Here is a 14,400-nt window from a genome sequence, read left to right on the forward strand (position 1 = left end):
CCCTTGTCGATGCAAGCATTTCTGTACTTCGAGGAGATTATTTTTTATCTCGTAAAAAAATCAGGTGGATTGTGTGATAAATATGATCTCTGGTGGTAGCGTTATTGTCCGAGGCGTAGAGAAAGAAACTAAAGTGAAATTATTCTGAGAATTTATTTATATAACGCGGGATTAATTCTGAATTCCCTACTTAAGTCATTTGTTTATACAATTTACATACTGATTCCCCCTATTATTAATGAGGTAAACCATTATTCATCACTGTATAGCACTCTTCAAAAAGACCGCCACAAGGCCCATCAACCGCGGCCTTACTGAAAATAGGCGCTACTACTATTAGGCTTTTGAATTCCTTAGATTTATTAATAATAATAAAAATCTTATTACCTAATTTTCGATGTTAGCGATAAACTAGCGCATCACATTTATCGCGATAACAGATTAAACCGTCTGGGTTGTGCAGCGACAGACTACTCAATAAAAAATTCAAGGAATACAGGAATGGCTTTGCATCCGGCATCATTTGATGATCATCTTTTTCGGCTATTAATCGAAGCCGTAGATGACTACGCCATATACATCATTGATGCCCAAGGACATATCCTCACCTGGAACAATGGCGCTGAACGCAATACGGGTTATAAAGCCGAAGAGATCATTGGCCAATCTTTCGAACTGTTTTACACCCCCGAAGATTTAGCCAATGAATTACCCGCAAAGGGCCTGCGCCACACCAATCAGTTTGGCCATTATGAGATTCAAGGTTGGCGAGTTCGCAAGAATGGTAAACGCTTTTGGGGCCACCTCACCCTCAGCGCATTGCACGATTCAGACAATAATTTGCAGGGTTTTGTACATGTTACACGCGACCTGACCGACAAATGGCAGCGGGAAAATGCTTTGCGCAAAAGTGAAGAGCAGTTTCGCCATCTGATCAGTGAAGTCGAAGATTACGCCATTTACATGATAGACACCAATGGGCGAATTCTGACTTGGAATAAAGGTGGAGAGCGCCATGAAGGCTATACCAGTGATGAAATCATTGGTGAACATTTTGCCCTGCTGTTTACCCCCGAAGATATTTCTGCGGGCCTGCCAGAGAAATCACTGGCGAAAGCTATTGCAGAGGGCAATTTCCAGACTGAAGGCTGGCATGTGCGTAAAAATGGCATCCGCTATTGGGCCAGCGTAGCCATTAACCCCATGCATGACGATAGTGGGAAGCTGCTGGGGTTTACTAAAATTGTCCGTGACTTAACCGAACGGCGTCAGCGCGAAGAAGCTTTACGGATCAGTGAAGAACGTTTTCGCCTTATGGTCGATACCGTCGAAGACTATGCCATTTTAATGCTTGATCCCTGGGGTCGGGTAACCACCTGGAACCACGGCGCAGAACGCAATATTGGCTATGCCAGCAATGAAATAATTAGCCAGCATTTCGGCTGTTTCTTCTTACCTGAGGATATCGCCGCTGGGCTACCGGAAAAACTACTGAAAACGGCAGCCTCCTCCAGCCGAGTGGAGCGCGAGGGCTGGCTGGTTCGTAAGGATATGACCCGTTTTTGGGCCGTCACCATCATTACTGTGGTGCATGACAACAGCGGAAAACTGCTGGGGTATGCCAAAATAATCCGGGATATGAGCGAGCGGAAACAGCGCGAAGATGCTCTGCGAGCCAGTGAAATTGCGCGCTATGAAGAGCGCGAGCAACTGCATCGTGTGCTGTCATCCATTCAGGAGGGAATTATTTCTCTCGATACTGAGGGGCGCGTTGTATTAATGAACCCCAAAGCCGAAGAGATGACGGGCCGAAGCCAGAATGAGTCCTGCGGCTTACCCATTGAAGAAATTTTTATTTTATGGTCCCCTTTACAGGATAAAAATCAATTAGTTGCTATCAATCAGTGCCTAACTCAAGGGCGTAATACCTTATTGCCCGAGGGCAGTCAGCTGTTGTCGAGTCAGGGGGAACGCCAAGAAATTCGCTGTTCTATTTCACCGATTCGCGATCGTGACAATCTACTCACGGGTGCCGTTGTAGTCTTCCAGGATGTCACCCGCGCGCGCCATGAACAAAGGGAACTGCAATATCAAGCCAATCATGACATGCTGACCGGTTTGATTAATCGGCGAAGATTGGAAGAGCGGCTTAATCAGGCTATCACCCAATTGGGCAAGGATGAGCAGCATATTCTCTGTTATGTCGATTTAGACTATTTCAAGGATGTTAATGACAGTGCGGGTCACGAAGCTGGCGATATGGTGCTGCGAATGGTGGCGCAAACCATGCAACAGGCCGTGCGTGAAAATGACATTGTGGCGCGTTTAGGCGGGGATGAATTTGCTATCGTGCTGTTAAATTGCCCAAACAAGGCCGCGACAGAGGTACTCGAAACAGTGGTCGCCGACATAGCTTCAATCCAATTCCATTGGCACGGTCAATCTTATTCCTTTACCGCCAGTTTAGGGGCCGTATCATTGACCCAAAAAACAGAAACGGCGGCACAAGCTATGCGTCAGGCCGATATTGCCTGTTACGCGGCAAAACATTCCGGCCGTAACCGCTTATCTCTTGCCCTATAACCCGCGTTCTTTCGCAGGTGACCTCCGCCGTCACCTGCTCCTCTAATGATACAGACAACGTTATATTAGCGGTATGTCCAGCAATTAGACCCCGGTCAAAATATCGGCATCAACAGTATGATATATAAATAGCATCATCTGGTTAACTGGAAAAATAACTATGCCGTACTTTACGGTCAGTGTCGTTTTGCACAATGCGGTGGAAGGCGATTACGAGACCCTTAATAAGAAAATGATTGATGCAGGGTTTACTCGCCATATCGGCAGGGAGAAAATTTATAAATTACCTGAAGGAGAATTCAATTACGGGAGTGGTATCTTGAATAAGCAGGAAGTTGCTGATTTAGCGCTACAAGTTGCTGAAAAAATACGGTTTATCCCCTCTATTTTGGTGACTGAATCAGGTGGAAGAACCTGGCGAAACTTAGATCTAAAATGAATTTTTTCATTATAAATATAATACTCTAAAAATTTGACTTAAGTTAACTATCAATCCCACACCAGGGAATTATTACAATATCTATTAAAATAACATTCCCCTCAGGGGAGTTATGCGCTCGTCATTTATTTGAATATTATTAAATAACGAGCGGCCACTTATATTTCTTTCTCGTCATTGCTTAACACCAGACTCTCAAGATCTTCTCGGCGGCGATGAACCGCGATAACAAAATCTGTTTCACAGACAAAGGAGTGCAGTGCGGCAAGCCCTTGTCCGGTTTCAATTGATGCGCGCCAGGCAAAAGGTGTCATTTGCAATAAATTAAAGCTCTGTTTACCGGTTAACTTCATGTCGTAGGCCAATTTTTCACTGCTGACCAGAGAGAAACCGTCTAAATGCTCGGGCGTATCGTCATGAAGTTGTACTTCAGCATAAATCAGTGCTTTTAACTGATAGAGATGACGTGGGCCAGGAGAGACAGTGACCACAATTCCACCGGGCTTCACGGTGCGAGCTAATTCGGTGGCTTTGCATGGGGCATAAATACGCAATACCGCATCCAAGGCTTGATGGGAAAAAGGCAACCGATGGCTGGATGCAACACAAAAGCTGACCTGAGGATAGCGTTTTGCTCCGTATCTTACCGCCACTTTGGCGACATCTAAGCCGAAAATAGACATCTGCCGCTGCCGATTTAACCGGTCTGCCACTGCGGCGGTATAATAGCCCTCGCCACAACCAATATCTAACAGCATGGTGGCATCCAGTGGGAGCGCCTTATCCAGAATTTCACAGATCCGCTGCTGCAAAGGTTGGTAATAACCCGCATCCAGAAAGGCCCGCCGGGCCTGCATCATCTCAGGGCTATCACCGGGTTGCTTCGAACCTTTATGCTGCACCGGCATTAAATTGACGTAACCCTCTTTGGCACAATCAAACTGGTGATTATTGCTGCAACGCCACTGTTGCGGACTTTGCTGCAAGGCTTGATGACAAAGGGGGCACTGATAAGACATGGTTGGATCCCAGATAACTGATTAATAACCGCCAGAAATGCCGGCAGACGCGGCATTAGTCTAAAGAAGCGCTGATAGGGTTGCAAGCCACGGTTTAACTCCGCGAATTAGCTATGCCGAATCACATTGGCGGGGATTGCATCCGGCTCCACATTCATAGTTCGCAAAATTTGCCCCATAATATCGCTAAAGACCGGGGCTGACACCGCGCCCCCATAATATTTGCCGCCCTGCGGGTTGTTAATCACCACCACTAAAGCAAAGCGCGGTTGGCTAGCGGGAGCAACACCGGCGGTGTAAGCCACATACTTATCAATATATTGGCCATTTGGCCCAATCTTCTTAGCTGTCCCGGTTTTAACCGCCACCCGATATCCCCGCACCGCCGCTTTTACCCCCCCACCACCGGGCAATGCCACGCTTTCCATCATATGCTCAACTTGGCGCACCAGCACTTCAGGGAATACCCGCTGCCCCAGCACTGGTGGGTCAACCTTGGTAATCGATAATGGCCGATAAATACCGAAACTCCCGATAGTGGCGTAAACGCGGGCCAATTGCAGCGGCGTCACCATTAAACCGTAGCCGAACGAGAAAGTTGCGCGGTCTAAATCACTCCAGCGCTGCCGATGCGGCATCAGCCCGCTGCTTTCCCCCGTTAGCCCTAACTGAGTCGATTGGCCCAAACCAAACTTGGTGTAGGTCTGTACCAATGCAGAGGCGGGCATCGCCAGTGCCAGCCGCGACACCCCCACATCACTGGATTTTTGCAACACGCCGGTCAGTGACAGCGCAGGATAAAGCGCCACATCTTTGATTAAATGCCCACTTAATATATAGGGGCGAGTGTCCAGCACCGCATCAGGTTTAACCAAGTGACGTTGTAACGCAGTCATGACTACCATAGGTTTGACGGTCGAACCGGGTTCAAAAATATCGCTAATTGCCCGATTGCGAAAATTCTCTTCCGGAGTGTCAGCCCGATTATTGGGGTTAAAGGTCGGATAATTGGCCATCGCCAAAACTTCACCCGTATTAACATCAATGACCACGGCAGAGCCGGAATCTGCCTTATTGAACACCACTGCATTGCTCAACGCGTGGGAGGTTTCCACCTGTAGCCGCTCATCAATACTGAGTTCAACATTTTGCCCTGGATGGCTATCGGTCGAGGAAATATCCTCAACCACTCGGCCAAAGCGGTCTTTCCGCACCACCCTGCTGCCGGCAGTCCCGCAGAGGAGTGAATTAAAACTCTTTTCAACCCCTTCAATGCCCTGATCATCAATATTGGTGAAACCCACCAGATTCGCGGCAATATCTCCCGAAGGATAAAAACGCCGTGATTCCTCTTTTATGGCAATACCGGGCAATTTCAGCCGTTGAATATATTCAGCGACATCCGGCTCCACTTGCCGGGCAAGATAGATAAAACGGGCGCTAGGATTTTGATGAATACGGCGATTGAGTTGGTCAAGTGGTATGTTGAGTTCCTGAGCCAATGCCTGCCAACGCGCCGAAACACTGACGCCACCTTTCTCCAGCACCCTGGTGGGATCAGCCCAAATAGCCTCAACCGGCACACTGACCGCCAGAGGATGTCCATTTCTGTCGGTTATCATGCCGCGTGTATTCGGTGTGGCCACCACCCGCACTGAGCGCATATCTTCTTCTTTTACCAATGGATCAGGTTCAATAATTTGCAACCAAGCAACCCTGGCGAGTAAACCAAAAAATGAAAGTAAAATACCGCCGCATAGCAAGCTAAAGCGCCAACGAATAAAGTTGCTGGCGTCATTTTTGGGTTTAGAAATCACGGAGATCAATCCTGGATGGTCGCTTGAGTTATAGCAGCCATTAAACCCTATCCATTACATCAATAGGTGCCAAAACAATGATACAAGATGCATTATTTTGCAACAATTCGCTAACAGCAATTTAAAAGAAAAGGCGGCTGGTCAATAAGTTAAAAAACGGCTTACACTGAACAGCATCTTTTTTCCTTAGGTAAGCCCTATGACTGACTTTTCACCACAACTCAGCCGAATTTCCGCTATTTGCCATGGTTTTGGCAATAAATCGGCCCTATTACCTGATAACCTCCGGCCCTATCAAACATCACAAGCTAACAAAAAACAGGTTCATGGCACGGCAATTGTCGATGTAACACATCCGGGACAAGAGTGTGGCGAAGCTGACGGGCTCTACACCACTCAATCTGGCATTCTATTAACCGTTTTGACGGCGGATTGTTTACCCGTGATTTTCAGTCAACAGCACGGAAAAGGCATTGCAGTGGTTCACGCCGGTTGGCGCGGTTTGTTAGATGGCATTATCTTAAGGATGGTTGAGCGCATTGCCCGCGATGACGACCCGGCAAATTGGGTTGCCGCCATTGGGCCAGCCGCCCGCTCCTGCTGTTATGAGGTCAATGAAGAACTGGTGGAACGGTTTGTTAGCGAATTGCCACTGGCAGAAAATATTATTTCACCCCGATTTCGCCACCTTAATTTGGCCGCTATAGCTGAGCACCAATTGCGCGGCGCGGGCATTCATCAAATTGATAGGGTCGGCAGTTGTACCATCTGTACTGCCGCACCACATGGCGGAGATGATGCTCAGCATCATTTCAAATACACCAGTTTCCGCCGTACCAGCCAACAGCAGGCAATTGATCCCGCCCACCCTGGTATCAAAGGCCGTAATCAGTATTCGGGATTAATTATTTTACCTTAGCTTACGGTTTGGTCGGAGCGGCATCTGAAACAAAAAAACCCGCACAAAGGCGGGTTTTTAACAGCAAAAGAGCTGATTAGATTGCAGTAACGTTTACTGCAGACGGACCTTTCTGACCGTCTTGGATTTCGAACTCTACGTTCTGGCCTTCAGCCAGGGTTTTGAAGCCATTACCCTGGATTGCAGAGAAGTGTACGAACACATCTTTGCTGCCGTCAGCTGGAGTGATGAAACCGAAACCTTTAGACTCGTTGAACCACTTAACTTGACCTTTGATCTTTGCCATCTTGAGTATTTCCTTTGGATTGTTTAACTTGCCCGTAGGCATTTACATAGACAAACTAGAGTCGTTACTGCTTGAGGCACTAAGATAAGGATCGGCAGAGAAGCGGTATTCAACGCTAACGTCTTTACTCAGAACTTCTTTACTGAAAATGCCACACATATACAGAACTGTACCTCGTTTTACCCATATGCGTTATCACATACTCTGTATTCGATGGCAAGCCATTTTTAATGAAGGGTGAACCTGTCGCACATATTTGAAACGGTTGCTCATAAAGAGTGCGTGAATATGCTAAAATTTGTTGAAGGTCATCGTATTTTCTGCTCTATTTTCGTATACTGTCTTATCCCGCTTTCTTACTGGTTTTTAACATTTTGGCTAACTCTTTTTATAATACTTCTTACGCAAAAAATCCTTGGTTTCCATCTCTATCCTGTGACCTAAAGCAGAGTTAGTATAAAATTTATTAGTATTAAATATATAATAATTGAATATACTCACCTTCCGTTTTGCTGCTTTTCCGGCCTCGCCACGATATCATTACCCATTAGATTACGAGACTAACCCCTTACTTAGTCTCAGATTATGTACAAAAAACCATTTGTACATAAAATACATAAACATCTTATTTACTGACTTAATACTTAAGGAGAATGAGATCTAAAAAAACAATAAAAAAATATCAAGATGCTAAAAAAACAAAACCAATATAAATACACATTCATAAGTATGAGAAATGGAAATATTAATAAAACCTCATCATGTCATGTTAAGTAAAATAATATTTTAAACACGAAGCAAAAATCATCGAAGAACTAAAACCTCTCATTCTTCAACGCGGATAAATATAAGAAAAATCGTGCCATTTTAGTCAACTTATGACAACGGAATATCACTCAATCTGATAGAGCATTATGTCATAAAAATAAATTAAGATATTTCTTGGTTTTATGAATTACATTTACACTGCTCTGAAGACAATTTAAAATGCTGTATTACCTCCTCGTTATAGAACTGTTTAGGTTTTAGGCTATAACATTTACGCATTTGAATAACGTTTATTAGTGATTAATTTTGATAGGTATAAGGATTATCTGATGCAAGGAAATCTTATTTCACCTTATCAGCATCAGAGAGTTATACCATGAATTATAAATACATTGTTAACGTGCTCTTTCTGAGTAACCTATGGCTGGGCCAGGCTAACGCAGTTCTGGCAGAAGATAAATCACCCGCTGCCAATACCGGCATCGACCAACAAAGCATAGCGTCTGTAGATAATGACAATCTGTGGCAACGCCTGATGCGCAATATCTCTCTCGCGTGGGATTCGCCCAACCAAGAGCTGTATATCCCATTGAATACGTGGCACAACCGCTGGACTTATGATGATGACAAGATCGAGTCATACAATGAACGTCCTTGGGGCATCGGTTATGGTAAGTATCGCTATGATGAGAATAACAACTGGCATTCAGTATATGCGATGGCCTTTATGGACTCACACAATGAAGTAGAGCCAATTATAGGTTATGGCTATCAAAAGATGTGGATTCCGGGGGAAATGGACGGCTGGCGTTTTGGGGTCGGTTTTACTGTCAGTGTTACCGCACGTCATGAATATCATTACATTCCAATTCCATTACCCTTGCCGCTGCTGTCTATTGAATATAATAAATTTGCCCTACAAACCACCTATATTCCCGGCACTTATAATAATGGTAATGTGTTGTTTACTTGGATGCGTTGGCAGTTTTGATTGAATATATTTCCCAACGCATTTAACCACATTTCTAAAATGGTTATATTGGGTTATTAAGAATTAATCTCAATTAGCTTGGGTGATTCCAGAAAGAAACAATAGTCTCTAGCTATTATAATACTGTCGTTACCTATCTTATTTATTGCTGACAATTTAAACAATAGATAGCGCCATGAGTAATACGAAAGAAAGCAATCGCCGGGCATAATTTGTTTCTGCCCAGCGATTTTAGCGTTATTTCACAGCCTAATCAGACTGTGTCACTGTCGCTGGATTAGTCTTACCTTTGCGGCGAGTCAGCATGAAACCGCACCACAACAGTGCAATCCATGCGGGCATCATCAGCACCGAGATCTGAATCCCATCAGTAAAATACATAATGACCAAAATCAGCATCAGAAACACCAGACACAGATAATTGCCGTAGGGATACCATAATGCTTTGAAACGCGGTTCAACGCCCTCTCGCACTTTAGCCGCTCGGAATTTCAAATGAGCCAGGCAAATCATGACCCAGTTGATAACCAGGGTAGATACCACCAGCGCCATCAATAATTCAAACGCTTTTCCCGGCATAACATAGTTAATCACCACACCGGCTGAGGTCGCCAATGCTGAAAGCGCGATGGATAAAATTGGCACACCACGCCGATTAACCTTGGTGAGCAATTTGGGCGCATTCCCCTGCGATGCCAAGCCAAATAGCATGCGGCTATTGCAGTAAACCCCGCTATTGTAGACCGATAATGCCGCGGTCAAAACCACCACATTCAGGATTGTTGCTACCAGATGGCTATCCAAGGCATGGAAAATCATCACAAAAGGACTCCCCCCGTCCACGACTTTGCCCCATGGATAAAGAGATAAAAGCACCGTCAATGAGCCGATATAAAAAATAAGGATACGGTAGACAACTTGATTGGTTGCTTTAGGAATACTGTGATGTGGGTCTTCAGCCTCTGCGGCAGTAATGCCGACCATTTCTAACCCGCCGAAAGAAAACATAATAATGGCCATCGCCATCACCAACCCACTAAAGCCATGAGGCATAAAGCCGCCCTGTGCCCAAAGGTTAGTCACAGAAGCATTTGGCCCGCCCGATCCCGACGCCAGCAGATACGCCCCAAAGACAATCATACCAATGATGGCAACAACCTTGATGATAGCGAACCAGAACTCAGTTTCGCCATACATACGCACGTTAACAAGGTTGATGGCATTAATCAGGACAAAGAATACTGCGGCTGAAACCCATGTTGGGATTTCCGGCCACCAATATTGAATATAAATACCTACTGCAGTCAATTCGGCCATACCGACCAAGATAAACATCGCCCAGTAGTTCCAGCCAGACAAAAATCCGGCGAAATCACCCCAATATTTATGGGCAAAATGACTGAATGAACCGGCTACTGGCTCCTCAACAACCATTTCACCCAACTGACGCATAATAAGGAATGCAATAAAACCGCCGATAGCATAGCCCAGTATCACTGAGGGGCCAGCCATCTTAATAGTTTGTGCTATCCCAAGAAATAGCCCAGTGCCGATCGCTCCACCCAGAGCAATCAGCTGAATATGTCGGTTTTTTAAACCGCGTTTTAATGTTGAATCCTGCAACTGCTGTTCCATCCTGTCCTCTGCCGCACTTTTACTCACTATCGTGTTAAAAAGCGCCTTTCGTAAATGAATCTGCGGCGTTTTTTTAACACTTAAACCTGATGGCGGCAAGGATTAAGGTCATTAGTGGGCGACAAGATAAAAATCAATCGGCCAGCTATATATATGTAGAATGCATTATTGACTGAAACTATGAATATCTCTCAAAGATGTAATCCCGATATACCACATAACTTGCTTAAATTTCGAGCGCCAATCATTAATGTGGCCACATAAGACTGACGTCGGGTGACCACTTCGACGGCAACTCGATTATTTTTGTAGCGAATAAGATAAGTTGAAGGCCAGCCCTGACGCCGCTCGCCGTAGGATTTTTGATGGTGGTCAATCGCTGCATGGGCAATAACCTAGTGTGACAAATTTGAATCACCTTTAATGATACGTTTCATCATCAGCCCCACGAAAGCAGTCAAAAAACTTCTTACCGTTTATCATTCCCGCTATACGAGTTTCACGGGATATTCACTTTTGCTGAAAATTATCGGGATGGATTATCACACGTCCTGGCTGAGTAGATAGCAGATCATCGCTGCACGCAGCGGGCTTTGGCTATAAGCTTGCCATTCTCCTTGCGGATTGGTAATTTTGGCATTCCACTGATTATTATCATCAATTTCGGGTGAATAGAGGCCAATCTTATTGGCATAGATGATAGGCCAAGCATCAGAGGGGTTCTTGCAGTAATCCTTACCCTTAATGCCTCCATACGGATACCACTTGTCGGGATCTTCACCGCTAAGTAACGCAATACTTCTGTTCACTTCGCTGTCACTTTCTTCACACCATTTAATCATCCGAATCACCGTTCTCCTGTTAAGTTCAGGCTACATTACGGCGAAATTAAGACATATTTATGACAATCAACGTAGTTTATTTTTGTCCAATAAAAGAGTGACCTGGCACCGAGGTGCTAAGCAGAGTATCGAAGGAACTGAGAGAAAAGAAGCATGACAGGTGGAGGTTAGTGTCACTCTGACACTGCAGGACAGCAGCGCCAGAGTCGGTAAGTTTATCTCTCCGGAATAACGCCCTTAAAATCGAGAGGAGAAACAATATCACTGTCACTTTGAAAATCACTGACGCCGGTTGCGTTTGCTAGCAACGCTTTTAGTAATTCTGTTTGCTGTTTTTGTTGTTCGGCGATGTTTTGTAACAAGCGGATTTGTTCATTGGCTCGCACGCTGGCACGGCTCAAAAAGAACCAAACTATCAAGAAAAAAATGACGGTAAACAGCGAAAAAGCAATTGGGACAACACCCATTGCGCCCATATTTGTACCTAACATTGACTACCCTATTACATGCATGACGAAAGCACTATCTTATCACTCTCCACGTAACAAAGATCAACCTGGGTAAACGATTAACAATCAATAAATATAACCAATGTAAATAGTTTTCATTAGTTATTATATATATGAATAATAGGTTATTCTTACCATGGAATAATCGAAGTAATGGTGCAAATACCAGCAGAGAAAGTTCCCCCTTGGTCACAATAGCTATCAAGGGCTAACAGATAAAACAAGCAACAAACGGCAATGACCCCTACCGCTGCAACAAGTTTCTTAATGTTCAAATCAGGCACCTTATTCAACATTTTTTTTAAATTATACTGTATTAAACATCAACCATTTATAGCCAAGATGTCATTAACTTATGTTTGACACCGTGTTAAAAACCTATTTTACTGATTATTTTACAGATTCGCTTTATAAATCAATAATGTTTAGGATTTTTACTATTAAACTGCTCATTATTACAAGTTAAATTGTTAAACATATCTGTTATATAATAAGTAAAACTAATTACAGGAAGTGACCATATGAGTTTATTCAGACTTCTCTTAGTGGTAGCAATCATATACTTAGGTTTGCTCTTTTCAGGCTATGGCGTGCTAATTGGCAGTGAGAAAAACGCTGCGGGCATCGGCTTACAATGCCAATATCTAACAGCCAGAAGCATTTCGACCGCTCAATTTATAAACGGAGAGAATGGCATCATTGGCGTCAGCAATTGCCCATTGGTGAAAAAAATTGGCAATAATGTATTTGAATAACCCACCGCCAGCCCGGCTCGCCCCACAGGATATGGTCTGTGCTGAACGTACAGACCAAAATACAACAGATGGCAATTTATTCCTGTGTAAACTTCATATCAATCAAAGCAATAGCTTTCTCAATGGCGCGCTTAGTGACCGGGTCAGTGCCAGCAGGATGTGAAGAGAAATCAATCGCTTTAAGTTGATGGGACATTTTATCCCGCACTTCAGTTGGCGCAATAATATCAATCACATCAAGAATTTGTTTGATAACCAATTGGCAGGCAACCAGATCAGAAACCAATTCTTGATCATTAGTGAACATTTCAGACATGAATAATTCCTTCACAATAATATTGTGAGAGGATATCACGCTCATAGGCATATTTCTTTAGCCGACCGTGTCATGCCAATGATTTTATTGCTAAGGATTCCGAGCCTTGCCTGTGGCTAATAAACAACCTATATAGACAGGTCAGTGCATTGAATCAGGATATGAAAAGTTTATTGGGATAAGAACAAAGCGTAAAAAAACCAGGTTTGATAGTTATCAATCACCTGGTTCGGGGATATGCTATTACATATATTGATCACAATAATCCTAGTCTCACAGTTTATCACCTCCTACGCTTTTATCTTTGTGCAGAACCATTACTGGCATTTTTAGAAAAACGGTTACACCCACAACCGCTATCAGAGTCATAATCACTGTTATCAACATGCGATCACCTCATCACTTTTAATTTCTATTTTTCCAAACTCAGCCTTTATCTTCGAGATCCCCCTCTCTCCTTTACTATGGCACTAGAAAGCTCTTTTGCAAACACACGCTGAAAAGTCTTTATGATAGATTTTCGACAATCGAAGCCAATTTGGTGTTTTGTGTTGTTAGATTCAAGTTGTGTATACTGCACTACTCCCAACCAGAAAAAACAGACTAAATAATGTCACAAGAAAATCATCTCGCGTTAGTCTGCGCCCTCAGTAAATGGGTCGAAACCCATCTGGGGCGGGTCATCTACCTTGAAGAGTTAGCTGTGTACTCTGGCTACTCGCTTTGGCATATGCAGAAAATATTTAAAGAAGTGACCGGGGTATCATTAGGTAAATACATTCGGGAAAGGCGTTTAGCGGGTGCCGTCTATCAACTGCGCAGCAGTGATAGCACCATTTTTGATATTGCTTTGGATTTTGGCTTTGGTTCACAGTCACACTTTACTTACATGTTCAGAAAACGTTACGGCATAACCCCCTATGATTTCCGGCAAAATACCGATATTGACCTCAATATCGCCTTGCCCTTGCATGCTATTCATCAGAAGTTAGCGTAATCACCACAATATAATTATTCGCCTGAATGCATATGAGCGCTATCCGGCGAATACCTTCTCAATCTTTTTTGTAGCAATTCTGCACATCAATGGTTTGTACTTCGTTGCGTTGGCGATCCGCCATGTAAGTCATCACAAACATCGAGCTAACCACAATCAGCGCCGCCGACAATAAACCAATCAATGCAATAACTTTATTGTCATCAAACAAGCTCTTTTCCATACATTCCCCTATTTTCTATAGCGCATTAAATGAGCCATAGGATCACAATCAACGTTATTGCAATCAGCAAACATGATGTTGTCAGTAAAACTACAAGCGCAAATTGCGCATCGCAAATTCCCGTTGAATAATCACTATTCTGGGTAGTATTTTGTTGTTTTTTCAAATCAATACCTACTGGTGAAAACACACCAGCCGTGACCCTGCATAAGAAAAATCGCGTTTTATTGGGCACAACATTAGCAAAAATCATACTAACGCTAACCTGATAGCAGGCTTTTTCAACGCGATCCTGTCGTAG

Annotated in this window: 18 protein-coding genes; 6 read left to right on the forward strand and 12 right to left on the reverse strand. The window is 43.9% G+C overall.

Annotation, left to right across the window (positions count from 1 at the left end; genetic code table 11):
• Positions 1-501 precede the first annotated feature (501 nt).
• The gene (locus DXZ79_RS11835; protein WP_038632396.1) at positions 502-2,583 is read left to right on the forward strand and encodes a PAS domain S-box protein; all 2,082 of its coding nucleotides are present in this window, start codon (positions 502-504) and stop codon (positions 2,581-2,583) included.
• Between the two features lie 160 nt (positions 2,584-2,743).
• On the forward strand, positions 2,744-3,022 hold the full coding sequence (locus DXZ79_RS11840) for a hypothetical protein (protein WP_038632394.1): 279 nt from the start codon (positions 2,744-2,746) through the stop codon (positions 3,020-3,022).
• A 158-nt stretch (positions 3,023-3,180) separates the two neighbouring features.
• Here DXZ79_RS11840 and rlmA read toward each other — a convergent pair whose 3' ends face one another.
• Together rlmA and ftsI are read right to left on the reverse strand one after the other, a co-directional pair.
• Positions 3,181-4,041: a 23S rRNA (guanine(745)-N(1))-methyltransferase gene (gene rlmA / locus DXZ79_RS11845; protein ID WP_038632392.1), complete on the reverse strand. Its 861-nt coding sequence runs from the start codon at positions 4,039-4,041 to the stop codon at positions 3,181-3,183.
• Positions 4,042-4,148: 107 nt separating this feature from the next.
• Positions 4,149-5,858 (reverse strand): peptidoglycan glycosyltransferase FtsI, encoded by a 1,710-nt coding sequence (gene ftsI / locus DXZ79_RS11850; RefSeq protein WP_038632390.1) that lies wholly within the window; start codon positions 5,856-5,858, stop codon positions 4,149-4,151.
• Between the two features lie 199 nt (positions 5,859-6,057).
• Here ftsI and pgeF point away from each other — a divergent pair, with 199 nt between their 5' ends.
• Complete coding sequence (gene pgeF, locus DXZ79_RS11855) at positions 6,058-6,777, forward strand: peptidoglycan editing factor PgeF (protein WP_038632388.1); 720 nt, start codon at positions 6,058-6,060, stop codon at positions 6,775-6,777.
• A 76-nt stretch (positions 6,778-6,853) separates the two neighbouring features.
• Here the strand turns inward: pgeF and cspE are convergent, their stop codons facing one another.
• Positions 6,854-7,063: a transcription antiterminator/RNA stability regulator CspE gene (gene cspE, locus DXZ79_RS11860; RefSeq protein WP_002221949.1), complete on the reverse strand. Its 210-nt coding sequence runs from the start codon at positions 7,061-7,063 to the stop codon at positions 6,854-6,856.
• A 42-nt stretch (positions 7,064-7,105) separates the two neighbouring features.
• A complete protein-coding gene (locus DXZ79_RS11865) occupies positions 7,106-7,222 on the reverse strand; it encodes a DUF2627 domain-containing protein (protein ID WP_002211058.1) in 117 nt (38 codons plus the stop codon).
• A gap of 985 nt (positions 7,223-8,207) precedes the next feature.
• Between DXZ79_RS11865 and pagP the strand changes: the two genes are divergently transcribed.
• Positions 8,208-8,822 (forward strand): lipid IV(A) palmitoyltransferase PagP, encoded by a 615-nt coding sequence (pagP, locus tag DXZ79_RS11870; protein ID WP_038632386.1) that lies wholly within the window; start codon positions 8,208-8,210, stop codon positions 8,820-8,822.
• A 249-nt stretch (positions 8,823-9,071) separates the two neighbouring features.
• Here pagP and DXZ79_RS11875 read toward each other — a convergent pair whose 3' ends face one another.
• The 5 genes from DXZ79_RS11875 to mgrB all read right to left on the reverse strand — a co-directional run bounded on the left by DXZ79_RS11875 (position 9,072) and on the right by mgrB (position 12,083).
• Positions 9,072-10,457: an amino acid permease gene (locus DXZ79_RS11875; RefSeq protein WP_038632384.1), complete on the reverse strand. Its 1,386-nt coding sequence runs from the start codon at positions 10,455-10,457 to the stop codon at positions 9,072-9,074.
• A 191-nt stretch (positions 10,458-10,648) separates the two neighbouring features.
• Complete coding sequence (locus DXZ79_RS11880; RefSeq protein WP_244942327.1) at positions 10,649-10,849, reverse strand: DUF4060 family protein; 201 nt, start codon at positions 10,847-10,849, stop codon at positions 10,649-10,651.
• A 150-nt stretch (positions 10,850-10,999) separates the two neighbouring features.
• Positions 11,000-11,299 carry a phage protein NinX family protein gene (locus tag DXZ79_RS11885; protein WP_004389880.1) on the reverse strand — a complete coding sequence of 100 codons (300 nt, stop codon included), beginning with the start codon at positions 11,297-11,299 and terminating at the stop codon, positions 11,000-11,002.
• 215 nt (positions 11,300-11,514) lie between these two features.
• The gene (locus DXZ79_RS11890; RefSeq protein WP_038632382.1) at positions 11,515-11,790 is read right to left on the reverse strand and encodes a YebO family protein; all 276 of its coding nucleotides are present in this window, start codon (positions 11,788-11,790) and stop codon (positions 11,515-11,517) included.
• 149 nt (positions 11,791-11,939) lie between these two features.
• Positions 11,940-12,083 carry a PhoP/PhoQ regulatory lipoprotein MgrB gene (gene mgrB / locus DXZ79_RS11895; protein ID WP_071841799.1) on the reverse strand — a complete coding sequence of 48 codons (144 nt, stop codon included), beginning with the start codon at positions 12,081-12,083 and terminating at the stop codon, positions 11,940-11,942.
• A 246-nt stretch (positions 12,084-12,329) separates the two neighbouring features.
• On the opposite strand from mgrB, the gene DXZ79_RS11900 reads away from it, so the two are divergent.
• On the forward strand, positions 12,330-12,563 hold the full coding sequence (locus DXZ79_RS11900) for a YobH family protein (RefSeq protein ID WP_038632380.1): 234 nt from the start codon (positions 12,330-12,332) through the stop codon (positions 12,561-12,563).
• Between the two features lie 76 nt (positions 12,564-12,639).
• Here DXZ79_RS11900 and DXZ79_RS11905 read toward each other — a convergent pair whose 3' ends face one another.
• Positions 12,640-12,879 carry a DUF2766 family protein gene (locus tag DXZ79_RS11905; protein ID WP_038632378.1) on the reverse strand — a complete coding sequence of 80 codons (240 nt, stop codon included), beginning with the start codon at positions 12,877-12,879 and terminating at the stop codon, positions 12,640-12,642.
• A gap of 610 nt (positions 12,880-13,489) precedes the next feature.
• Here DXZ79_RS11905 and DXZ79_RS11910 point away from each other — a divergent pair.
• Positions 13,490-13,876: a helix-turn-helix domain-containing protein gene (locus tag DXZ79_RS11910; protein WP_038632374.1), complete on the forward strand. Its 387-nt coding sequence runs from the start codon at positions 13,490-13,492 to the stop codon at positions 13,874-13,876.
• 58 nt (positions 13,877-13,934) lie between these two features.
• Here DXZ79_RS11910 and DXZ79_RS11915 read toward each other — a convergent pair whose 3' ends face one another.
• Positions 13,935-14,099, reverse strand: a complete 165-nt coding sequence (locus DXZ79_RS11915; protein WP_038632372.1) for a hypothetical protein — start codon at positions 14,097-14,099, stop codon at positions 13,935-13,937.
• A gap of 25 nt (positions 14,100-14,124) precedes the next feature.
• Positions 14,125-14,352, reverse strand: a complete 228-nt coding sequence (locus DXZ79_RS20810) for a hypothetical protein (RefSeq protein ID WP_120011289.1) — start codon at positions 14,350-14,352, stop codon at positions 14,125-14,127.
• Between the last annotated feature and the right edge of the window lie 48 nt (positions 14,353-14,400).

Origin of the sequence: Yersinia rochesterensis (genome assembly GCF_003600645.1) — a bacterium.
GTDB classification, from domain to species: domain Bacteria; phylum Pseudomonadota; class Gammaproteobacteria; order Enterobacterales; family Enterobacteriaceae; genus Yersinia; species Yersinia rochesterensis.